The sequence below is a fragment of the Pseudoalteromonas sp. CR1 genome, from assembly GCF_019392235.1.
GTDB lineage: Bacteria > Pseudomonadota > Gammaproteobacteria > Enterobacterales > Alteromonadaceae > Pseudoalteromonas.
In genome coordinates, this window is record NZ_JAHXRM010000022.1 from 26,061 (window position 1) to 49,575 (window position 23,515).

Here is a 23,515-nt window from a genome sequence, read left to right on the forward strand (position 1 = left end):
ATCACAATATTAGCGCTTTAGCTGTGCTTCGCTTTGATTGAGTAAGCGAATGATAGGGTTTTGTTGTAAAATTTTATTTTTTAAGAAATATCCAATCAATAATCCGGCAACAAAGCCCCCAATATGTGCGCCATAATCAATGCCATCAGGGCCGCTTAACGCACCAGATATGTTTATAATCAACCAAATTGCAAAAAACCAAGCTGCAGAAAGTTTTTTCTGGTAAATGATAATCATAAAAGTGAGGCTGGCATGCCTAAACCACATTAAGTACATACCAAATAAACCTGCAATTGCACCACTTGCACCTACGCTAGGTATTGCAGATGTAGGGCTAACAAGGTAACTGGAGAGAGAAGCAATTAGCCCACACACTAAATACCAGATTAAAAAGCGCTTATGCCCTAAAACATCCTCTAAGTTGTCACCAACAACATATAAAAAGTACATGTTACCAAGTAGGTGCATTATTGAACCATGCAGAAACACACAAGTTAGTAGGGTCCATACCTTATTACCTTGACTTATATCTGCGGGCGTCATGGCAAAAAGTTCAAGAGCAATGCCAAATGTTTCCTTATTGAAAAAGTATAAAGTAAAAATTAATGTGTTGAGTGCAACTAAACCGAAAGTGACCCATGCTTTTCGCTGAGGTTTTATATTATATTCAACAGGCATTTGAGTTAAAAATTGAAAAAAATACGTTTTCCAGCTTGTTCCTTGATTTAGCTCGTTTAGGCTCGCTTTTAATTCTGGGCTGTTTTCAACTCCTTCTAGTTCATCTTTATCAATCCAGGTACCATCACAATGCCTACAAATATCAATTTCGGTGTGAAAATCTTCTAGAAGATGAAAACGTTCCAAGCTTTTATCACAATCAGGGCAGTCAAGTTCTGAAATACCTAATGAATCACCAAAGCTTGTTTCAAATTTGTCACCTACAGGACCATCGTTAATTTCGTCAATCATGCGATTAACTTCATTTTTTTCAAACCAAAGGCCGCCACATTCACGGCATATATCTATTTCTTCACCTTGATAATTTGTGACTTCTAAAGCATGGGTTTTACAATGAGGGCAATGTTTAATTGGCATTTGTTAATTCCTTTAGTGATCCGACAGAAATATTATTCTGTTTTAATTCCATTTTTAATTGTTCCGCGTTTTGTTTTAAGGCGGGTAATGTTTCATTTTTAATTAAATTAGTTATTTTTTTTAGCTCTATTGCAGCTTGTTTAGCTGACATTTTTCTTTCAATGGAAGCGTTAATTAGAAATTCGGCTCTAGAATAAAACCTACGAATTTTAGTCAAAAATTCACTGGGTGTTTCGAGTGTAGTAGGCGAAAACTGCATTGTTTTCCAAATATACTTCTCTAAGGTAGGCTTAAAAAATTCCATTTCAGATTTTGGTGGGCTTTTTGATAAGCGTTCGGCGTACTCTGCAACGGTATTTGCATTATCATTAACTTCATCAAATAAAGATGTTCTGAGGTAGTAGTTATCTTCTATTTTACTAAATGAATCAAATTTTAAGGCTTGCTCTAAGCCACTTTGTGCGGCCAGATAAACACCAAAAATTGTCGAGATCACCATAAAAAACTGATTTAACCAAAAGCCTGTACTTTTTAGTTCTTTATTATCAACGGTTCTGAGAGCCTGAGCTAACTTTTGAGTAGCTGCAGGGCTTTTTGTTTCACTCTGGGTAGAGGGAGTTGTAGGGGTCATTGCAAAATCCTTTTGTATTGCTTCCTTTTTAGGCAGAGCATTCTAAAGAATGCTCTGCCTATAATCAATATCGTATTAGCTAATTATAATTATTACTGGTTTATTATTTTATAGGTCAATCATAATTTTTTGGATTAAATTATCCTGTGTTTAACAATACTGCTCCACTTTGCTCACTCCCTAAATGATCGTCTTTATTATAAATAGGGCAACTGTTGAGTGATAAACACCCACAGCCAATACATCCATCTACGCGGTCGTGTATAAGTTGCATATACGCTATGCGTTCATCTAGTTGAGCTTGCCAGCGTTTTGAAAGCGCAGACCAATCTTTTTTAGTGGGCGTACGGTTATCGGGGAGTGAGGCAAGTGTTTGTTTAATATCGTCTAGCGAAATGCCCATTGTTTGTGCCGCTTTTATTACGGCCACTCGGCGAAGTACGTCGGGTTTGTAGCGGCGTTGATTGCCGCTGTTGCGCCAGCTTTTTATTAATTGCTTGGTTTCGTAAAAGTGTAATGTAGACACCTTCACACCACTTCTTTTTGCTACGTAACCTACTGTTAAAGTGGCGTCGATAAGTTTTTTTTGCTCAGCAGGCATTAATCTTTTTCCTTGTATTGACCTCAATATAACTTGAGGTTTTAAGCTTTCTTCAACATTAAAAAAGGAGCTGGAAAAATGCAACAAAAACTGAGTCGTAACACCGTTATTATTTATTCATCGGCACGAAAAAATGGTAACACAGCCGCACATGTTAAAAGTTTTGCTGAGCAAAATGAGCTGCATGTTGTGTGTTTAGATGAATTTAAAATACCGCCTTACAGTTACAGTAAAAACTACAGTGATGATGAATTTTTCTCGCTTTTTGAGTCACTTTTATATTACGACCATTGGGTATTTGCCTCGCCAGTGTATTGGTACAGCACCACAACACAAATGAAAACATTTATAGATAGAATTACCGACTACATGGATGACGAACATTTAAAACCAAAGTTGCGTTTACTGCGCAGTAAAGATTTTTCACTGTTGTCTAATGCGTCGTCGAGTGAGGCGCCAGATGCCTTTGTTGCGATGTTTAAAAATACATTTAGTTATTTAGGGATGCAGTTTTTAACGCACCACCATAAAAGTTCGCAAACTTTAGCGTGAATAACTGCCTTTTGTTCAACGCATCTGGTACTTTATTTATAAACAAAAAAACAAACGGATTGTTTATGAAATACTTACTGTTATTTTTAATATTAAGCCCATTATCTTTCGCTAATGAGCAGCCTATTAGTGGTTTTGGTTTTTATTATAACGTGCCAGAACATGCGGCAATTAATAATTCGACTCAATTCAAAATAGCGTTTGATGTGGCCGATGGCGCTAAAAAAGGGGAGCAAAATAATGCAATGAACTCACTTGCTCGCTTTATAAATATGCATGTAGCACATGGCGTTAAACCAGAGAACATTAAATTAGCGTTAGTTATTCATGGTGGTGCAAGTGAAGATGTTTTATCGAACGATGAATATAAAAAACGCTTTAACGTTAATAATAAAAACACGAGCTTAATAAAACAATTATTGGCAAACAACACGCAAGTATTTGTATGCGGGCAGTCGGCTACGCATTTTAAAGTAGCGCCGAAACACCTTATGCAGGGTGTTAACATGTCTTTATCTGCTATGACCGCGCATGCTCAACTTCAGCAGCAAGGCTACACTTTGAATCCATTTTAATGAAAAAAGCTATTTTATGTTTTGGTGACTCAAATACGTGGGGGTTAAACCCCGTAACGGGAAAGCGTTTTGAGGGCAAGGTTAGATGGCCGTTGGTGTTAGCTGAAATGTTGGGCGATCAATTTACAGTAATAGAGGCGGGGCAACCTAACCGTACGCTTGTAAATAACCCGCCATTTATTGGGGAGTTATCGGGTGTAAGTTATTTAAAGCCGCTTTTAGAAGCGCACTCTTTGGCTGTTATAATTATTGCCTTGGGTACTAACGATTTAAAACAGCGCTTTAAATTAACGCCTGAGCAAATAGGTCAAGGCTTAACAAACTTACTAGACAGTATTGAAGAGTTTTATGAAGGTAATAAACAACCCAAGCTTATAATTTTAAGCCCTGCTTATGTAAAGTGTGTAGGGCAATATAAACATGTTTACGAGGGCGCACCGAGTAAAAACGAGGCATTAAAAAAAGAGTTTGAAAATATTGCCCGTGCTAAAAAAGCCTACTTTTGTGACTTACAGCAAAGTATTACTGTTTCAGCTATTGATGGGGGGCATATTGATGCTGATGGGCACGCTAAAGTAGCGGCTTTGATGTGTAATTTAATAAATGAAGCTTATGCGTAATGAACGCTAACGTTTAAATTATGAGTATGCTATTTACTATGAATATTGTGAGCTTATTTGCATTTAAGGCTGATTATGCAATGATGGAGAACACACTGATAGTGAATGCTTTATAGGCAATAAGGACATAATGAAAAAATACCAACAAAAGTCATTAATTGCAGTTTTAACCGGTGTTTTGGTTTTTGTAGTGGGTAGCTTAGTTTTATTGTATTTTGCTGGGCACAAATTAGCAGCTGCAATACAAAAAGATGCAAAACAAATTGTTAGCCACATAGACGCTGCTGTAAGCGAGCGTCGTCAAATTCTTTTTCCTTTAAATTCATTTAATTTCTCAGAATGTAGCAACGAAAACCTCCTTGAAATGCGACGTGCACTTTTTGATGCCAAGTATGTTGTAGATATTGGCTTTTTTAAAAATAATCAGCTTGTCTGTACAACGGGCTCGGGTGTACTAAAAACCCCCATAAACGATAGAACCCCCGACTACATTCGCAACAACCTCGAAAGTAATAACGACAATAACATTAGAGTTCGGTTTGAGCCTAAGTTGAAAATTTTACTTTTTGAAGAACGAATAATGCAGGTCGTGATTGTAAGGCAGGGTAATTATAATTTAATTATGGATACCGCAGCTATCAGTCGCAGCAATATTGCAGCTCCGTATTGGGAAATTACTTATGAGTCGGGTTCAGATACATTTCATTTGGCGGGTAAAAGCGGATTAAGTAAAAAGCTTGCAAACCACAAACAAATACCATTTGAAACCGCATTTATGTGCAGCGAAAAAAATAAAGGATATTGTGTTGCAGTTAGAACGCCATGGAGTGAGTTTTTCGCTGACAATCAATTTTTGTTGATTATTTCTCTTATATTAACCTGCCTAACGGGGGTGTCGAGCGCGCTAATAGTGGATTATCAAATAGCCGCTCGTCGCTCTACTAATAATAGAGTGCGTAAAGGCTTAACAAAGGGCTCATTTTATTGGACTTACCAACCTATTATTTGTTTGCACACAGGTAAAGTAATTGGTTGTGAGGTGCTAGCTCGGTTTAAAGACAAATACGGACCACTTTACCCCGATGAGTTTATTCCGGTGATACGAAAAAATAATTTAACGTGGTCGTTTACTCAAGCAATGGTAGCAAAAGTACTTAAAGAGCTTACAGAGTTGGACGATTTACCAACGGGTTTTAAAGTGTCTATTAATATATTTCCTTGTGATGTAGAACTTGGCAATGTATCGCTGTTGACACAAGAGCCTGCACTTATTAATTCGCGATTTACTATTTGCTTAGAAATAACAGAAGACGAGTACCTCGATACTAGCATTGCGCATGCTCATTTTAGAACGCTGGTTGACTCTGGCTTTAATTTGTCGCTTGATGATTTTGGAACGGGTTACTCCAATTTGAGAAACTTACAAAATTTAAGTTTTCATCAGTTAAAAATAGACCGCACCTTTGTTCAAGATATAGCAACACAAGGTTTAAAAGCGTCTATGATCCCGAATATTATGGAGTTAGTGCGTAAGTTTAACTACACCTGCGTAGCTGAAGGAATAGAAACAACAGAGCAAGAGACTATGTTAAAAACAGCTGGTGTGCATTACGGGCAAGGGTGGAAATATGGCCGGCCAATGAGGGTCGATAAATTTAAACATTATATTGCGCAGCATGCGCTTTAAAAAAGATCGACGCTCTTTTTGTTTGCGTATAAGTCACTAAATTTATTGTAAAAATAGGCCAAATAAAATGTTTAAACCAGTAATAACAGTATTTTTGCTACTACTTATAAGTGGTTGTGCATCGCAATATCCCAATCAGCAAGTTGTTGGAAAGCAATTTCCAATAATCACTGGTGAAAGTTTAGAGAAAAAAGAATTTGTTATTCCGAGTGATTTTACCACTGAAAAAACCTTGCTGCTTATAGGCTATAAACAAGACAGCCAGTTTGATATTGATCGCTGGTTAATTGGCCTAGATATGGCCGGTGTAACACTCCCTACTTATGAGCTACCTACCATTGCGGGCATGGCACCACGTATGTTTAGTACGTTCATTGATAATGGTATGCGCAAAGGTATTCCAAAGGAGCTGTGGGGCGGAGTTATTACCATTTATGAAGATGGAGAGGCAGTACAAAAATTTACGGGCAATCAAAACCCAAATAATTCTCGTGTAATTTTAATTGATAAAGCAGGTAAAATTTTGCATTTTTACGACCGTGGTTTTTCGGTTGACGCGCTTAATAAACTTAAAGAAAAAATAAAATAAAGGGAGCTAAGCTCCCTTTGTTATTAAGTGGATTTAAAATTCGTAACTTATACTAAAGCGCGTAGTACGCGGCATAATATAGCGACCGTTTGGCGCGTCGGCATTACGTGGGTCACCCTCAGTAATACCTTGCTCATCAGTTAAGTTATCAATAGCTACTTGAAGCTTTATACCTTCCATTGGCTCTAAAATTAAGCCTAAGTCTACTTTTTCGTAGCCATCAAGTGTCACTGTGTTTTCGTTGTTACCAAAACGGTCATCAACTGCCGAAAGTGTACCGTATAACGTGGCGTACATACCTTGTAGCTCAAAGTCGTAGCTTGGCGTTACACGCACTTGCCATTTAGGCTGGCGCTGCGATATATTGCCTTCATTTGTAGGGCTTTGCGTAATTTCGGTTTCTTGTAGTGTGGTATTTAAATTAACCGAAAAACCCGACTGATGATTAAAGTTATAATCAAGCTCAACACCATATGCTTCATTTGTTAAAATTTCAGCAGGTACGCCTGGGCGGCGTACAAATGTGTCGCCTTTTACTTCATTCACAAATAAAGTGGCGTAAAAGTCGGTAGAGTCTGAAATAAGTTTGTAGCCAAATTCACCTTGAGTTACTTCTTTAATTAGCTTCTCGCCGCCTTCATAAGCGCTAAAGTTATCTCTAAAGTCGTCAAAGTAAGGCATTTTATAGCCTCGGTTAACACGGGCAAATACGCCCATATCATCGTTAATAGAGTAGTTAATACCGGTTGTCCACGAGGTCTTACTTTCATCGTAGTTAACAGTCTTTGTGATTATACCGTCTAGGCCTTCATCAACACTGTATTCTACTTCATGGTTTTCGTGGCGAATGCCTACATCTAAGGTAAAGTCGTCGGCAAATTTATATTGAGTGGTAATATAAAATGCGTTGGTGCGTGCATCACCTGTTGAGCTTATATCGTAGTTAAAATCGCAGCCGTCGGTGCTTTGATTACACTCAATACCAGTCAACGACTCACCGCCTGCTTCTAATACGTGGTAAGCCGTATTACCTAAACTCCACCAATCGTTTGCCGATGTGCTTGCTGTGTAGTAACCAAACGAGGCTGATAAGTCATCAAATTGCTTTGAAAACGCTAAATCGTTAGTAAATGAGCTAATTTCTTTAAGTACAACCCAGCGTCCAAGCTGTTGTATAGGGGTATTGCTTGCGTATTCTGTATTGGTTACTGCGCCAAACGCGGTTTGGCCGTTATCAGCAACGTCCCCAACTGTTGTAGCTGAGCCGCTTGGTACTAGGCCAAACGTATTCGCATCGCCTTTGGTTATGTTAAAACGATCTGAAAATTGCCAACCATTATCAAACTCTAATTTAATGCTACCGCCCGAAACATGCCCATCCCAGCCTCGGCCATCACCTAGGTCTATATCATGTGCTTGTGCATCAGGCCCGGTGAATATTGTTGCTTGGCGGTTTAATGTGCCAAGTTGTGTGTACTCTGCATCTATCCCTTCTATATTTAATGGGGTAGGTAGGTACCATGCACCGTGGTCATCTGTTTGGCGAGTGTAAAAGTTAAGCTCACCGTTATCTAAATCTTTAGTTATATTAATTGTGAATTGGCTGCCTTTCTCAGAGGTAAAGCCTGCATCACGAATACCGGGTGAGCTTTTAACATATCCACCTACCATAAAGTATAAATCGTCGGTGATTTCGCCGCTCATAACCGCATCTACACGCTGTAAGTCGTAATCTGATGTGGTGTATTTAAATAAGCCTTCGGTATCTTCGCTGCCTCTTTTTAAGCGAAAATTTGTTGTTAAACCTGGTTGCCCGTTAGATAAAACAGGGTTTGGACCACCGCGTAAGGCTTCCATTGTCTCTATTGTTTCATCAATTCTAAACAACGATGAATTTTCTAAAAAAGATAATGTAGGGGCAGGGTAAACAGGCGAACCTTCAATACTTAACGTTAAAAACGGGGCGTCACCGCCGCCAGGAAAACCACGTACAAATACATTCGCGCCCGACTCACCACCCGAGCTTTCTACCCATACACCCGGCACGGCTTTAAAAAGGTCGGCGGTGCTTTTAGGTGACAGTTTAATAATTTGCTGGCTATCAATATTTGTTACAGCGTAGCCGGCATCAATTTTTCTGATACCAACGCCAGTGGGCGTGCCTGAAACAACAATGCGCTCAACCTTGGTTTCTTGTGCTTGCTCTTGGGCAAACGCAGCGTGTGAGCTTAGGGCTAAAGTTATGGCACACGCTAGTGTGCTTTTTGCTTTATTGAATTTCATGTGTGATCCCGTTTTTAGTGTGTTAAACAGTGTGTTTTTACAGCGCCATTAGTAAAAGTTAATGTAAACAGGCTGTATATGGTGAAACCTTAGAGATAAATGCAAACGTTTGCAATACTTATTTGTAAATTATTTATGAATTTAATTTGTTGGATTATTAAGCGTAATACCAAATGAATTGATTTTTTGTAGCTGGAACGCGCCAGTAAAAATTAATAATGCTATATTGTCAGCTAGTTACAATTTATATTAGCGAACTCAAAGCGGCTCAAGGTTTTCATGAACAATAAAAAAATTAAATTAGCTGATTTAGCGAAATTAGCAGGCGTATCTACCTCTACCGTTTCGCGCGCATTAAATGACAACCCATTGATAAAGCAAGAAACACGCGACAAACTTCAGCAGCTCGCAAAAAAGCATAATTTTAGCCTAAACACGGCAGCCAGTCGTTTGCGCACCCAAAAAACAAATGTAGTTGCTGTTATTATTAACCTTGATGTGCAAACAGAGCAGTCAATTAGTGATCCGTTTTTATTAAAAGTAGTCAGCGAAATTAACCTAGCACTAAATCAACAAGGGCTAGAGCTTTTATTATCTAATTCCATAATGGCGCAACACGATTGGGCCAATTATTTTATTAACGGACGCAGAGCCGACGGAATCATTGTTGTTGGACAAGGTAAAGACCAGCGCAATATAGAGGCTGCCGCTAAAGCTGGTATTCCATTAGTGGTGTGGGGAGACCCTAAAACAACTAGCAGCTACCCTATAGTAGGCAGTGATAATTACCTGGGCGGTATGCAAGCAACGGCGCATTTAATAGAGCATGGTGCTAAAAATATTGTGTTTTTAGGTGACCCAGAACACGGCGAAATTAGCGAAAGACACCGCGGCTACGCTGCTGCGCTTTCAACACATAAACTAGAGCAACACGTTGTTTCAATTGATATTACAAGTGGTTCTGCTTATCAAGCAGTAAACCATTTACTGCGTGAAAAAGGCCTGTATTTTGATGCTATTGTTGCCTGTAGTGATATGGTTGCACTCGGGGCAATGAAAGCCTTAAAAGAGCGTTATGTGAGTATTCCAAACGATGTTGCTCTTGTTGGATTTGACGATATTGCAATGGCAGATATAAGCCACCCATCACTTTCTACAATTAAACAAAACACCCAGTTAGCTGCCTCTTTGATAGTTAAAAAGTTGATGCAACAATTTTTAGGCGAAAAAGTAGAGTCTCAAGTTATTGATATAGAATTAATAACTCGCCAGTCTAGCAAGCGCTAATTTATAGCTATGTGTATTAATTGTTAAAGTTGAAATGCAAACGATTGCAATGAATTTTATTCTACACTACACTCAAGCTTCACTGACACACACACGCTAATACCCTAAGGTCATTAGCTTATAAAGTTACAATGCATTGCGTTGTAAGTAGGGCAAGCTATGAGTAAAACAAAAATCACACTGGCAATTGCTGCAAGCTATTTTATTTTTGCAATATTATTAAATAGCGTAGGTACCGTTATTTTGCAGGCAATAAATACGCTAGGCGTTAGTAAAACAGAAGCATCGGTACTGGAAGGATTTAAAGATTTATCGATTGCGATAATGTCTTTTGCTGTTGCATCGTTTATCCCTAGGCTGGGTTATAAACTCGCTATGCTTGGCGCATTAACTGTGGTTGCAGCGGCCTGTGTAAGCACCGCAATGATTAGTGACTTTTATATGTTTAAAGTGCTATTTGCGGCTATTGGCTGTGGTTTTGCTGTAGTAAAAGTCTCTGTTTATTCAATTATTGGCCAAGTAACAGACGATGCAAATAGCCATTCGTCGTTATTAAACACCATAGAAGGTATTTTTATGGTGGGTGTATTAAGCGGCTACTGGATTTTTACGGCATTTATAAATCCCAATGAGCCTAGTGCATGGCTAAATGTATATTATGCACTGGCGGCACTTACTTTAGTTGTGATTGTAGGCGTTGTAGCTGCACCTATTAAGCCTGCGCTTCAAAGCGATAAGAGTAGTTCGAGCTTAAGTGACTTTGTGGCCATGTTAAAGCTAACTTACCAACCACTTGTTGTTATTTTTATTATAAGTGCTTTTTTATATGTACTTATAGAGCAAGGAGTTGGAACTTGGTTACCAACCTTTAATAACCAAGTATTACAGTTACCTGTAGCTATAAGCATTCAGTTAGCTAGCATATTTGCCGCCGCTCTTGCGCTGGGTCGATTAGTTGCAGGGCAGGTGCTTAAACACATTAATTGGTTTTTTGTTTTATGTGGCTGCCTTGTTGCGATGGCATCACTTATTATTATTACGTTGCCGCTTACTGAAAACTTACCAACTGCTGCGGTTAAAAGCTTATTTGACGCTCCGTTAGCGGCATTTATTTTGCCTCTTATTGGCTTTTTTATGGCACCTATTTACCCAGTATTAAATTCTGTGATGTTAAATGCGCTACCAAAATATCAGCATGCGGCCATGACTGGTTTAATCGTTGTATTTTCTGCATTGGGTGGCACAACGGGTTCAATGATCACAGGCTATGTGTTTGAGCACTTTAGCGGGCAACATGCATTTTACCTTTCTTTAATACCCATTAGTTTGATTTTTATTAGCGTGATTATTTTTAAAAAACGCACCCATGCCATTTCTCAACATACAGCTAATGCTTAAATTTTTAGGATTGTTATGAATTTTTTTGATAGCCAATTATTTAAAGATGTACAAACACAGCATATTTTTAGTGACTGTAAAACATTTGCAGATGCTACCGCACGTACCAATTGGCAAAGTGCGTGTGAAAGTTACGAGCAAGTAGCACCACTTAGCAACATTGATCTTAAAGAGTTTGTAAACGCTCACTTTTTAACAACCTCGCTATTAAAAATGAGTACTGAGGTAAATACTTCAAGTGTAAAAAGTTACATCAACTCGCTGTGGGATGGTTTACGCCGCGAAGCAGACACGCCTAAAGCCGATTCATTATTAGCACTTAAGCACAGCTATATTGTACCGGGTGGGCGTTTTCAGGAAATATATTATTGGGATAGTTACTTTACAGCGCTTGGCTTAATTGACGCTAATAAAGCCGACATTGTTGAAGATATGCTGCAAAACTTTATTGATTTAATAAACGATTTTGGGTGCATTCCAAATGGTAACCGTCGCTACTATTTATCTCGCTCCCAGCCGCCAATTTTAGCGCTTATGGTGCAATTATTATGGCAACATGTGCACAGCAAATCGAATAACTTAGCCTGGCTTAAAAGTTGTGTTACCGCGCTTGAAAAAGAGTATGCGTTTTGGATGCAAGGTGCAGATAATTTAAATACTGACCAAACAGCCGTTAAGCGTGTAGTAAAGCTCAATTGTGGTGGCGTTTTAAATCGTTACTGGGACGATGAGGCTGCTCCTAGGGCCGAGTCGCTTAGGGAAGATTTAGAGTTAGCCCATGATTTTGCAGATCATGAAAAGCCTGATTTTTATCGCAATATTCGTGCCGCGTGCGAATCGGGGTGGGATTTTAGCTCTCGCTGGTTAGCCGAGCCGCTTTCGCTAAGTTCAATACAAACAACAGATATAGTGCCAATTGACTTAAATTGCTTAATGTACAACTTAGAAAATCAGCTTAGTGAGTTTTACACTTTATTAGGTAATAACACGCAAGCCGAGGTATTTAATACCTATGCCGCTAATAGAAAACAGCTTATAAATACGTACTTATGGAGCGATGAGCATCACTTTTTTGTTGATTACAATCACAGTAAAGCGAGTCAGTCTGACGTATTAAGCGCTGCAGCAAGTACAGCCCTGTTTGTAAATGTGGCTTGTGATGAACAAGCTAAGCAGGTTGCTAAACTTATAGAGCAAGACTTTTTAAAAGATGGTGGTGTAGTGACCACTATTACAGATACGCCACAGCAATGGGATAGCCCAAATGGTTGGGCTCCGCTTCAATGGTTTAGCGTAAAAGGGCTTAATAACTACGGCTTTAGCGGCCTTAGTAAGCGTATTATGCAAAATTGGTTAACTATGGTCGAGCAAGACTTTGCTCAAAATAAGTGCTTACTAGAAAAGTATAATGTGTGTGAGCCACAGCTAAAAGCAGGTGGCGGTGAGTATGCAGTACAGCAAGGTTTTGGTTGGACAAATGGCGTAACTTCGCGCTTTTATACGCTCTGTGATGACTGATCAGAGCAGTTGTTTACTATACAAAATTCAAATGAATTTATTTAATTAATTGATTTTTAATAAATTAATATTACTTATAAATTTTTATCGTTTTCATTTAATACCAAAATCGCATTGTAAGTTGTTTTTAAATTAGGTAGTGTGGTGTAAATGTTTCAAGGATGAAATTTATGCTCAAACCTCACACCGTATTTGTAAAAACAACCTTTCAATCTTCTTTTCATTGTGAAAGCTATACCATTATACTAAAAACAATGCAGGCTATTTTTGGTGACATAAAAATGGATGATGCATTACCTAAACAAGACGCACGCGAGAAGTTTGATTTATATTTAATTGATGGTGCTAAAAATAATTGGTTAGATTTACTTCCTGCTGATTTACTCTGTTTGGCTAAAAAGCATAAGGTAGTATTATTCAATGTTGAGCAAGAAGCCGTTTGCGAAAAAAATTTATTAATGAACCATATAAATGGCGTTTTTTATAAATCGGATGCCCCAGAAGTTATTTTTAAAGGGTTAGTTAGGGTCACATCGGATGAATTGTGGTTTACCCGAAAAGTAATTTCTAAAGCGTTTAGCGATATTTTATTAGTTGCTTCATCTTTTAATTCTTTACAAGACGATATTAGTTTAAAGCAGGATGACTACGCTCATTTAACTAAGCGAGAAAAATCGGTTATTCATTTAATAGCTCAAGGGGCTAGTAATAATATAATTGCGGATAAACTTAATATAAGCGATCACACTGTTAAAACGCATTTATACAGTGCTTTTAAAAAAACAAATTCACGCAATAGGGTAGAGCTTGCAAATTGGGCCCAGCGGTATGTGGCAGTATTATTGCCAATGGCAAAGTAGCTAGTTGCGGCAAAAATTCAGTAACCATTAAATAAAAAAGGCTACATTAAGTAGCCTTTATAATTTTAAATTTAAATATTACGCTGCTTTTTGAGCCCACAACCCTTTATCGATTCCTTTTGTAACAAGGTCGGTTAGTGCTTTTTCTATTGCTTGAGTAACGCATATACTCATGGGTTCGTTGTCACTAAAGCCACCTTCAGCTTCGGCTAGGCGCTTGTAACTTACATATCTAAAAAAGCCTGCTCTCATTTCTTGGCTTAGTACTTTTTTGCTGGTGGCAACGCTCAAGAGTACTTGGCCTGTTCGTACGTCTACAGCACGTAAATATATTGATATAGCATCTTCTCTGTAAAGTTCAGAAGCACCAATACCAAAATATTCCATCCCTAAACCACCTGTTTTTACGTTGGTATCGTAGCTTATAATACCCCCTTCTAAAATTATTTTAGCGGTGGTTAATGGAGGGAGTTCAACACTGTTAGGGTTTTCTGATTGGGCTGCTCTAATTATTTTTCTTTCTGTTAATATATTTTGCAGACCTTCACGTTCGACCGGCGTAAACCAATCTGACTCATGAAGCGCTTGCACTAAAATAGAATTAGCCCCTTGTGTTACGGCAGTAGAAAAAGAGCTTACATTTGTTTGTGGTTTGTATTGGCCTGTTTGATCTCTAAATGAGTAAACTGATACGGGTATACTGCCTGCTGGTTTTGGTAAGTTTTTTAAGTCGCTAAATATTTCTGTCGGCTCAAGGCTCATGGCACTTTGTTGAGAAGGTGGAATTAATTTGCCCAGTGTTGAGCATCCGCTTAACAGTAATAGTATTGCTATTGTTATTATTTTTTTCATTATCCAAACCTCGGTACTTCAATAATCACGACGGTGTCATCAATAATATTTGTTATTTTGACTGTAATGGTATCAGCGGTGCTGGTGATGACTTCAATTTGATAATCGCCACTCATAAAAATTGAGTCTTGGTCAAAAATACTATCTTCTATGTCTTCTCCAAAGGCCATGTCTGTTATTTCACGAACCATACGGTTTAGATAGGTGCGCTCAAGCGAGTCCTGAAATTGCTCAGCATAGCCTTTTTCGATTGAAGGCGCTTTGTGTTTATTTTGAGCTTGCGCTTTACTCAATAACATATTGGCATTGAGTGGGTTGCCACCAAAGCTAGGGTTTATAGGGGTGTAAACCATTTCAGTTGCTGATGCGCAAAAGGATAATGTTGTTATTATTGTAAATATTATTTTTTTCATTTTACCATCCATTTAAAGCCATATCTTTAGAAGATGTAGCCATGTTTGAGCGAGCCATTGCATCAATTACCGTATAGACCGCTTGTTCAACGCGTGCGTCTAATGGCTCTAATCTGCGTCCTAAATAGGTTGCATATATAGTTTGATTGTTCATTACAAGAGTAAGCTTTGTGCCAGCTTTGGGTATTACCGTTTCTTTGATTTCAATGTTAAAACCAGCGGTTGAAGGCAAGTCTCGCCAGTAATTTGAAAATTCATAGTAAAATTGATGACCAAATCGGCTAATGCTTCTATCAAGTAATAACCCGTCAATTTCAAGTTCATCTGCAGCAACACCTGGAGGGGCCAAATACAAAGCGAGTAAGAGCAGGAGATTGATTTTTTTATTTATTTTCATAGTTTAAAATAGGGGAGTTGAAGCTCCCCTTTATTGTTATTAATTACATTTGTGTAATTGTGGCTGTATTACCGTCACCAATTTGAGTAACCGTTACGGTACTATTAACACCAATAACACCCCCTTCAACAATATTGTCATTGCCTAGCTGAGTGACATTGAATGTGACGTTTTCACCACCTACTAAAAACGGTGATTGTTCAGTACCTACAACCCAGTTATTTTCACCTTCTTGTGAAATATCTATGCTGTGGCCACTGCCTTCTACCATCATGTCGATAAGGTTAAAGTCGCCATTTTGCGCAATATCAATTTGGTTGAAGTTGCTATCAAGAATACCTGCAAGTGTCACCATGGTTTCATTTTGCAGGCCGTCTTGCGTAATTTCGATGTCGTTTTCGTTAGATGTCAGCGAAACGTCAGGGTAAGACGATTCAACAACCGCGATGTTTTCTTCACCCAGTTGGGTAAGGTTTACATCATTTCCTAAGCCATTAAAGTTCACTAAATGAGCAGAGTTAACGTCGCCAAATTGGCTAATTGTAAATTCATTATCTGAGCCTAACACGCCCATGTATGCTTCATTCTCGCTACCATTTTGAATGGCTGTAAGTTCGTTATCATTACCAATTAACTCAGCAGTTGTTGTATTAAAGTCACCATTTTGCATCGCCATTACTTCGTTGTTTTCGCCTTCAAATAAAGCTGAATCAACATTATTAGCCAAGCCTTCTTGGTCTATGCCTACTTCGTTATCGTTACCTACAATAGCAGTGAAATTAACAGTGTTGTCAGCACCTTCTTGCTCAACACCAAACTCATTATTGTCACCGTAAAGATCTGTTAGTGTTACAGCATTTTGATCGCCGTCTTGTTCAATATCTAACTCGTTATCGTTACCTTGTAGCGAGGACACTCTGAATGTATTATAAAAGCCATTTTGCTCTACCATTACTGCATTATCGTCGCCTGTAGCGCTTGTAATTACAGCTTCATGCCATTCACCAGTTTGTAATGCACTTACCTCATTGCCACTGCCTTGCATGTCCATGTTGTAAAACCAATGACCACCTGTACCTTGTTCAATATCAACAATGTTGTCATCACCCACAATAGAATTGATTGCTTCATTGTTAAAAAATAAACCTTCGCCTTCTTGTGAAACATAAAGCTGATTATTGTTGCCGGTGACCGTAGTTAACGCACCATTGTATAAACCATCTTGTGAGTATGTTTGCACATTATTGTCGCCAACGGTGGTTACTTCTACAAAGTTACCAGTTTGGAATTGCGACACCTCGGTCGTGTTGTCGTTGCCAATAGTGGTAACTTGCATTGTATTACCATCACCATCTTGTAAAAGTAATGCTGTATTACCTACTTGAGTTTGTGCAAGGACCATTGAATTGCTCGTGCTTTGTACAGATACTTTTGTACTTAAATCAGATACTGACCCTGATTTAGTTGCTGTATCTGCAAAGGAAGAGAAGCTTGTGCCCATTGCAATTGCTACTGCACAGCTTATAAGTGATTTGTTTAACTTCATTATTATTCTCCTTGAAATAAAAATTCTGAATGCTCTACGTTATTTTGTTTTTATAGAGTATTCGTAGTTCCAGCATGCCGTGCCGGTATAATGTTGTGATCAAACGTTATTCAATGTTGTGTCGCGTTTTCTAAATGCACATTCACTGTATTCTTGAATTATAAATTCTTAAATCATCTTTTTTTACCGATTTTTATATCTTTTAAATACAATCAGTTATGCTGTTTTTATTTTTATTTTTAGTATTTTGCTAAAAAACCAGTAAAAATTGTTGAGCTACTTGACTGGCTGCTTGTAATTAATAAATTCATAAAAAAGGCTGCCTTGAATGTTTTTTTAATGACGACTCTGGTCAAAAATGTTGATTTTTTGTTGTTTCCAATTTAAATACTTGAGTAATTTTTGATTTGTTAGTTTGCTGGGTAAATGCCATGTGATCTTTCTTATTCGATGTTGTCTGTAAACTTGCTTAAAATTTTTTAAGCTCAATCAACTATGGATAGAACAATGAAAACAAAATTATCTATTATTACACTTGCGCTTGTTCCTTGTTTGGCTGCTGCGCAACTACCTGAAACAAGTATTAAACAATCAGTAACTGCAAGCAGTGATTCACTTATTGTTAAATACAAAAAAAATGTGTCAGCTAAAATGCGTAAGCAAGCTCGTTCGTTAGTGAGAGCTAAAATCTCTGACATGAACAGCGATGAGGTTGATGATAACTATAAGTCTTTACTTTCAGGCCGCTTAGCTAAATTTAAAGTAACGGGTATGAGTACTAAAGAGGCAATAAAACGCCTTAAAACTCATCAGGCTATTGAATATGTTGAACCAGACTACCGTGTAAGTATTGCCACTACGCCAAATGATCCGCGTTTTGGTGACCTATGGGGTTTAAATAACGAAGGTCAAACCGGTGGTGTAGCTGACGCTGATATTGATGCACCTGAAGCGTGGTCAATTTCTACGGGTAGTAGAGATGTGGTTGTTGGTGTGATCGATACCGGTGTTGACTATAATCATGCCGATCTTTTAGCTAATGCTTGGGTAAACCCGGGTGAGATTGCTGGCGATGGAATTGATAACGACGGTAACGGTTATGTTGATGATGTTCATGGCATCAATGCAATTACTAACTCAGGCAACCCAATGGACGATCAAGGGCATGGTACGCATGTTTCAGGAACCATTGGTGCAAGTGGCAACAATAACGAAGGTATTGTGGGTGTAAACCATGATGTATCTATCGCTGGTTGTAAATTTTTAGATGCTTCAGGTAGTGGTTCAACGTCAGATGCCATTAAATGTATTGACTACATGGTTGGTCTTAAAAACTCAGGTGTTAACCTTCGCGTACTAAATAATAGTTGGGGTGGAGGCGGTTATAGCCAAGCTTTAGCCGATGCAATAACGGCCAGTGAAGACGCAGACATTTTATTCGTAGCAGCAGCAGGGAATGACGCAGTAGATAACGATGTAAACCCGCACTACCCATCTAACTACGAAAACGACAGTGTACTATCAATCGCAAGTACAGATAGCAGTGATAATATGTCTGGTTTTTCGCAGTGGGGCCTAGAAAGTGTTGATATGGGCGCGCCGGGTAGCGCTATTCTTTCAACTATTCCAGGTGGCGGTTACGCTACTTATTCTGGCACTTCAATGGCAACACCACATGTTGCAGGTGTGGCTGCTCTTGTTCTTTCAGTAAACCCAGATTTAACAACAGTAGAGTTAAAAGAGCTGCTAATGAGCAGCGGCGATGCTAATACTGCTTTAACAGGTAAAACAGTTGCAGGTACGCGTTTAAATGCAAACCAAGCATTATTAGATGCTGATCCTACACCTGGCTTTAAATTATCGGTTACTCCTACAACTCAGCAAGCAACCGTAGGCGATACAGTTACCTACACGTTTGAGATTGGGTCGATTGCGCAATGGGATGGCGATGTAGCGCTTTCGCTTAGTTCTAGTTTAGAGGGGGCTTCACTTAGTGCTTCTACGGCACGCCCAGGTGATGAGGTTGTTTTAACTGTAAATACGTTTGATGACACGCCTTGGGGTAATTATGATTTTACGGTTGAGGCAAGTACAGATCAGCAGTTAAAAACACAAACTGTGTCATTAATGCTACAGCCTGCAGGCTTAAACGATTTTACATATAGCAGTGATGATAACGTATCTATTCCAGATAACGATCCACAAGGTGCAAGCTCTGTAATTACTGTTGCTGATGATTTAACTATTTTTGGTACTTCTGCCGATGTAAATATTACACACACTTGGTCTGGTGACTTGATACTGACGCTAACATCAGCTCAAGGTTCTGAAGTTACTTTACAAAGTAACCAAGGTGGTAGTGACGATGATATTGTTAAAACATTCACATCAGGCGCCTTCAACAGTGAAGTTGCAACAGGTGATTGGACGTTACACGTTGTAGATACAGCGGGTGCGGATGTTGGTAACATCAATGGTTGGTCTCTTACATTTAGTGCGATTGGAGAAGTTACTCCACAGCCACCACAAGCGAGCTTTGACACTGAAATAGAAGGCTTAACGGCCGTGTTTACAGATGCAAGTACTGATGCCAACAACGATATTACACAGTGGAGCTGGAACTTTGGTGATGGGGCAACATCGTCTGATCAAAACCCAACTCATGTGTACGCAGGCTCTGGCAGCTACAACGTTGAATTAACCGTAACAGACAGCGAAGGTAATACTAGCACGTCAATGCAAACGGTTGTTGTCAGCGATGTAGATATTGAGCTTACATTAAAACGCGCTAATAAATCACGCTTGGGTACTATGCGTGTAGATCTTAGCTGGGACACAGTGGGAGCTGAATCGATGAACGTTTACCGTAATGGTGAACTAATTGATACTACGTCGGATAACGGCCGCTACCGCGATTATGAGCGTGGTGCTTCACTATCAAGCTACGATTACCAATTGTGTGTTTCTGAAAACGTATGTTCTAACATAGTAACAGTCACATTTAATTAAGTAACCCCCCCTTAGAGTAACCAAAGCCCAGCTATGCTGGGCTTTTTTGTTTTAAGTTATTAAAGTGTAATTTTAAATAGACTACATCTAGGCTTTTTTATAGGGATGGGTTTTAAGCCAATGCTCGGCGATTTGTTCGCGCGTGGCAAACCACACTTGCTCATGCGATTTAGCATATTCTAAAAATCGTGCGAGGGCTTTAATGCGCCCAGGGCGGCCAATTAAGCGACAATGCAGCCCTATCGACATCATTTTTGGGGCATTTTCACCTTGTGGGTCGCCTTCTTCATAAAGCGTATCAAAGGCATCTTTTAAATAATTATAAAACTGATCGCCGGCATTAAAACCTTGCACAGCAGCAAAGCGCATATCGTTTACATCAAGGGTGTAGGGCACTATTAACTGTGGCTTACCTTCTTTAATACTGTAAAAGGGTAAGTCGTCGCTGTAATCGTCAGCGTCATATAAAAACGAGCCATTTTCTACCACAAGGGCAGCAGTATTGGGGCTTGTACGCCCGGTGTACCAGCCTGTAGGCTTTTTACCGGTAAGCGTTTGAATTATTTCAATGGCTTTTTGCATGTGCTCGCGCTCGGTTTGCTTATCTATATGTTGATAATTAATCCAGCGCAGACCGTGGCTTGCTATTTCGTGTCCTGCATCAACAAAGGCTTTAGCTACATCGGGGTGGCGCTCAAGGGCCATTGCCACAGCAAAAATGGTGACCGGTATATCGTATTTTTTAAAGAGCTTAAGTAAACGCCACACACCTGCTCGCGAGCCATATTCGTAAATAGACTCCATGCTTATATGGCGGTCTTCTACATGCGGGGCACTGACTATTTCGGATAAAAATGTTTCGGCCGCTGCATCACCATGTAATACACAGTTTTCGCCGCCTTCTTCGTAATTTAATACCACTTGCAGAGCAATGCGGGCTTTATTGGGCCAATTTGCATGGGGCACCTGTGAGCCATAACCAATTAAATCGCGCGGGTAGTGTTTAAATTGCTCGCTCATGTTATTGCTCCTTTTTAAGTGATGTGAGCCAAGAACCTAGCCTTTCGCGTTCAGCATCAGTCATTTTGGTCATATTTGCCAATGGCATGTCTTTGGTTAAAACCGCGCGGGTATGAATAAGCGTGCTGGCTTTTTTTACATCATTAATAGAGTCGAGCTTAAAGCCAAGCGGCGCTGTTTGAAAAAGCTCAGAGGTGGGTGTTTCACTGTGGCACTGTGTACAGTGCTTGCTGACTATATCCCATGCTTGAGTGTCGGTAATGCTCGCTTGTAAAGGTGCGTTTTCGCCTGCATTTGTTGTGCTACTAGGCCACGGAGCTATCGCCAGCATGAGGGCAAAAAAAGCGGCAATCCCACTTACAAGAACTGAAGGTTTATTAACGCCTTGGTGCTTTAAGTTAAAGTAATGGCGTATCCACATACCAATACCAAACAGCGCAATTAATATAAGCCAGCCAAAGCTGTGGCTGTAGGTATAAGGAAAGTGGTTGCTCAGCATAATAAATACCACTGGTAAAGTGGCGTAGTTATTATGAATAGAGCACAGTTTTGCTTTTAAACCCGGTGCGGAATCGGGAATACGGCCTGCTTCTACTTCGCTTACCATGTAGCGTTGCCCTGGCATAATAATATGGTACACATTGCCAACCATACACGTGCCAATAAGGGCACCTACATGAATATACACAGCGCGGTCACTAAATAGCTGGTCAACCCCGTAAGTCCAAAGGGCCAATAGGCCAATAACCACAGCAATAAACGCTTTGCCGTTTTCAACTAGCGGGGTTTTGCACAATAAACGATAAACACCATACCCTAAGCCAATAAAGCCAAGCGATGCACCAATAGCGGCAAATTTACTTAGCTCACTTTTGCTGTTATCGATTAGGTAAACATCGGCGCCAACATAATAAAGTAAGCTAAATAATAAAATACCGGTGATCCACGTTGTGTAGGCTTCCCATTTAAACCAATGCAGGGTGTGGGGCATTTCTTCAGGGCCATTTTGATACTTAGCCACTTCGTAAAAGCCACCGCCGTGCACGGCCCATAAATCGCCTTTTATGCCTTTGTCTTGTTTCCATTGTGGCGGGGTTTGTAAGTTATTATCAAGCCACGCAAAATAAAACGACGCCCCAATCCACGCAATGCCAGCAATTACATGAAAAAAACGAAGCACTAAATGAACAAGCTCAAATAAATAGTTTTCCATTAGGTTAAGCCTCTTCTAATTGCGGTGTGTGGGTGGTTGTAAACTGTTTTTTATCATCGCGTTTGTAAACGCTTTTACCCATAATGTAGGTTTGCTCAATACAGCGATCATCGCCTAGCATCATCATGGCAAAAAGTTGCTCGTGTAGTGTTTTAGCATGGCTAATTCTAAATTTTAAAAATGAAGTAGCCGCGTAATCCATAACTATAAAGTCGGCTTCACAACCGGTTGCAAAATTACCTATGGTGCCTTCTAAATTTAGCGCCCGTGCGCCGCCAAGCGTCGCTAAATATAGGCCTTTAAAAGCCGAGAACTTTTGACCTTGAAGCTGTTGAATTTTGTACGCTTCATTACCTGTTTGTAGCATAGAAAAACTTGTGCCTGCGCCTACATCGGTACCCATACCTACGTTAATACCGTGCTCTTCACAGGCTTTTAAATTTAAAAGGCCCGAACCTAAAAATAAGTTAGAAGTAGGGCAGTGCGAAATAGCTGCGTTGTTATCTGCAAGGCAGCAAAGCTCGCGCTCAGATAAATGAATACTATGAGCAAATACCGAGCGTTTACGTACCATTTTAGCTTGCTCGTAAACACTTAAGTAATCATCAGCGTCGGGGAATAACCCTTTTACCCATTCGCACTCGTCTTTGTTTTCAGATAAGTGCGTATGTAGGTAAGTGTCGGGGTATTCTTCTAATAGTTGAGTGCATTTTTGAAGTTGCTCAGGGGTTGATGTAGGCGCAAAACGTGGTGTTACCGCATAGCTTAACCTATCAACATTGTGCCATTTTTCTATGAGTGCTTTTGATTGATCGTAACTGGTTTGCGCGCAATCTGATAAATCGTCAGGGCAGTTTCTGTCCATCATCACCTTACCGGCAATCATGCGTAAATTACGTTTTTGAGATTCGCTAAAAAAGGCATCAACCGATTGCGGGTGCACCGTGCCAAATACCAATGCGGTGGTGGTGCCGTTACGTAATAACTCATCTAAAAAGCGGTTTGAAACCTCACTTGAGTACACTTCACTGGCAAACTTTTTTTCGGTTGGGAAGGCGTATTCGGTAAGCCAACTTAAAAGCTGCTCGCCATACGCGCCGACCATTTCGGTTTGCGGCAAATGTATGTGCGTGTCTATCATGCCGGGCATTACCAATTTGCCATCGTGGCGAATAAGAGTGGCTGATTTATCTAAGCTTGGCAGTATGTCTTGCTCGTAACCAAGGTTAACCACTTTGCCATTTTGAAAAACTAACGCGCCTTTTTCAAAATAGCGATGGGCGGTGTCGCCCGCTATGGCTGGGTCGTCAACAAAGTCGAGTATGTTGGCACAAATTACGGTTATTTTATTATTGTTTTGCGTGCTCAT

General features: G+C 39.5%; 21 protein-coding genes. 10 read left to right on the plus strand and 11 right to left on the minus strand.

Annotated features, from left to right (window positions below):
* Positions 1-9: 9 nt before the first annotated feature.
* From KZZ04_RS16555 to soxR, 3 genes are all read right to left on the minus strand, one after another.
* Entirely contained in the window at positions 10-1,095 is a 1,086-nt protein-coding gene (locus tag KZZ04_RS16555) for a rhomboid family intramembrane serine protease (protein WP_058404752.1), read from the minus strand.
* Positions 1,085-1,726, minus strand: coding sequence for a hypothetical protein (locus KZZ04_RS16560; RefSeq protein ID WP_219423307.1), 642 nt, complete (start codon positions 1,724-1,726; stop codon positions 1,085-1,087). The genes KZZ04_RS16555 and KZZ04_RS16560 overlap by 11 nt, the downstream gene beginning before the upstream one ends.
* Before the next feature lie 139 nt (positions 1,727-1,865).
* Positions 1,866-2,327 carry a redox-sensitive transcriptional activator SoxR gene (gene soxR / locus KZZ04_RS16565; protein ID WP_138529665.1) on the minus strand — a complete coding sequence of 154 codons (462 nt, stop codon included), beginning with the start codon at positions 2,325-2,327 and terminating at the stop codon, positions 1,866-1,868.
* A 78-nt stretch (positions 2,328-2,405) separates the two neighbouring features.
* Here soxR and KZZ04_RS16570 point away from each other — a divergent pair, with 78 nt between their 5' ends.
* From KZZ04_RS16570 to KZZ04_RS16590, 5 genes are all read left to right on the plus strand, one after another.
* Positions 2,406-2,879 (plus strand): flavodoxin family protein, encoded by a 474-nt coding sequence (locus KZZ04_RS16570; protein WP_219423310.1) that lies wholly within the window; start codon positions 2,406-2,408, stop codon positions 2,877-2,879.
* A 65-nt stretch (positions 2,880-2,944) separates the two neighbouring features.
* Positions 2,945-3,454, plus strand: a complete 510-nt coding sequence (locus tag KZZ04_RS16575; protein ID WP_219423312.1) for a DsrE family protein — start codon at positions 2,945-2,947, stop codon at positions 3,452-3,454.
* The gene (locus KZZ04_RS16580; RefSeq protein ID WP_219423314.1) at positions 3,454-4,074 is read left to right on the plus strand and encodes an SGNH/GDSL hydrolase family protein; all 621 of its coding nucleotides are present in this window, start codon (positions 3,454-3,456) and stop codon (positions 4,072-4,074) included. The genes KZZ04_RS16575 and KZZ04_RS16580 overlap by 1 nt, the downstream gene beginning before the upstream one ends.
* Before the next feature lie 130 nt (positions 4,075-4,204).
* Positions 4,205-5,761, plus strand: a complete 1,557-nt coding sequence (locus KZZ04_RS16585; protein WP_219423316.1) for an EAL domain-containing protein — start codon at positions 4,205-4,207, stop codon at positions 5,759-5,761.
* Positions 5,762-5,828: 67 nt separating this feature from the next.
* Positions 5,829-6,350: a hypothetical protein gene (locus tag KZZ04_RS16590; protein WP_058404745.1), complete on the plus strand. Its 522-nt coding sequence runs from the start codon at positions 5,829-5,831 to the stop codon at positions 6,348-6,350.
* Between the two features lie 33 nt (positions 6,351-6,383).
* Here KZZ04_RS16590 and KZZ04_RS16595 read toward each other — a convergent pair whose 3' ends face one another.
* Complete coding sequence (locus KZZ04_RS16595) at positions 6,384-8,633, minus strand: TonB-dependent receptor (RefSeq protein WP_058404744.1); 2,250 nt, start codon at positions 8,631-8,633, stop codon at positions 6,384-6,386.
* Positions 8,634-8,879: 246 nt separating this feature from the next.
* On the opposite strand from KZZ04_RS16595, the gene KZZ04_RS16600 reads away from it, so the two are divergent.
* The 4 genes from KZZ04_RS16600 (at position 8,880) to KZZ04_RS16615 (ending at position 13,696) form a co-directional block, all read left to right on the plus strand.
* Positions 8,880-9,920 (plus strand): LacI family DNA-binding transcriptional regulator, encoded by a 1,041-nt coding sequence (locus KZZ04_RS16600; RefSeq protein ID WP_268801452.1) that lies wholly within the window; start codon positions 8,880-8,882, stop codon positions 9,918-9,920.
* Between the two features lie 159 nt (positions 9,921-10,079).
* Positions 10,080-11,318, plus strand: a complete 1,239-nt coding sequence (locus tag KZZ04_RS16605; RefSeq protein ID WP_219423317.1) for a sugar MFS transporter — start codon at positions 10,080-10,082, stop codon at positions 11,316-11,318.
* Positions 11,319-11,333: 15 nt separating this feature from the next.
* The gene (locus KZZ04_RS16610) at positions 11,334-12,836 is read left to right on the plus strand and encodes a trehalase family glycosidase (RefSeq protein WP_058404741.1); all 1,503 of its coding nucleotides are present in this window, start codon (positions 11,334-11,336) and stop codon (positions 12,834-12,836) included.
* 170 nt (positions 12,837-13,006) lie between these two features.
* A complete protein-coding gene (locus KZZ04_RS16615) occupies positions 13,007-13,696 on the plus strand; it encodes a helix-turn-helix transcriptional regulator (protein WP_219423318.1) in 690 nt (229 codons plus the stop codon).
* Between the two features lie 78 nt (positions 13,697-13,774).
* On the opposite strand, the gene KZZ04_RS16620 is transcribed toward KZZ04_RS16615, so the two are convergent.
* The 4 genes from KZZ04_RS16620 to KZZ04_RS16635 are packed head-to-tail and all read right to left on the minus strand — an operon-like array spanning position 13,775 to position 16,904.
* Positions 13,775-14,548, minus strand: coding sequence for a CsgG/HfaB family protein (locus KZZ04_RS16620; protein ID WP_219423320.1), 774 nt, complete (start codon positions 14,546-14,548; stop codon positions 13,775-13,777).
* A complete protein-coding gene (locus KZZ04_RS16625; RefSeq protein ID WP_006792599.1) occupies positions 14,548-14,973 on the minus strand; it encodes a curli assembly protein CsgF in 426 nt (141 codons plus the stop codon). Before KZZ04_RS16625 ends, KZZ04_RS16620 begins: the two co-directional genes overlap by 1 nt.
* Positions 14,963-15,358 (minus strand): curli production assembly/transport protein CsgE, encoded by a 396-nt coding sequence (locus tag KZZ04_RS16630; RefSeq protein WP_058404738.1) that lies wholly within the window; start codon positions 15,356-15,358, stop codon positions 14,963-14,965. Before KZZ04_RS16630 ends, KZZ04_RS16625 begins: the two co-directional genes overlap by 11 nt.
* A gap of 43 nt (positions 15,359-15,401) precedes the next feature.
* Complete coding sequence (locus KZZ04_RS16635) at positions 15,402-16,904, minus strand: curlin (protein ID WP_219423322.1); 1,503 nt, start codon at positions 16,902-16,904, stop codon at positions 15,402-15,404.
* A gap of 507 nt (positions 16,905-17,411) precedes the next feature.
* Between KZZ04_RS16635 and KZZ04_RS16640 the strand changes: the two genes are divergently transcribed.
* Positions 17,412-19,913, plus strand: a complete 2,502-nt coding sequence (locus KZZ04_RS16640) for a S8 family serine peptidase (RefSeq protein ID WP_219423324.1) — start codon at positions 17,412-17,414, stop codon at positions 19,911-19,913.
* An 87-nt stretch (positions 19,914-20,000) separates the two neighbouring features.
* On the opposite strand, the gene puuE is transcribed toward KZZ04_RS16640, so the two are convergent.
* Genes puuE through guaD form a run of 3 tightly spaced genes read right to left on the minus strand, consistent with a single transcriptional unit; the run spans position 20,001 to position 23,515 of the window.
* Positions 20,001-20,933 carry an allantoinase PuuE gene (gene puuE, locus KZZ04_RS16645; protein ID WP_219423326.1) on the minus strand — a complete coding sequence of 311 codons (933 nt, stop codon included), beginning with the start codon at positions 20,931-20,933 and terminating at the stop codon, positions 20,001-20,003.
* A gap of 1 nt (position 20,934) precedes the next feature.
* Positions 20,935-22,146 (minus strand): urate hydroxylase PuuD, encoded by a 1,212-nt coding sequence (locus tag KZZ04_RS16650; RefSeq protein WP_219423328.1) that lies wholly within the window; start codon positions 22,144-22,146, stop codon positions 20,935-20,937.
* Positions 22,147-22,150: 4 nt separating this feature from the next.
* On the minus strand, positions 22,151-23,515 hold the full coding sequence (guaD, locus tag KZZ04_RS16655) for a guanine deaminase (protein WP_219423330.1): 1,365 nt from the start codon (positions 23,513-23,515) through the stop codon (positions 22,151-22,153).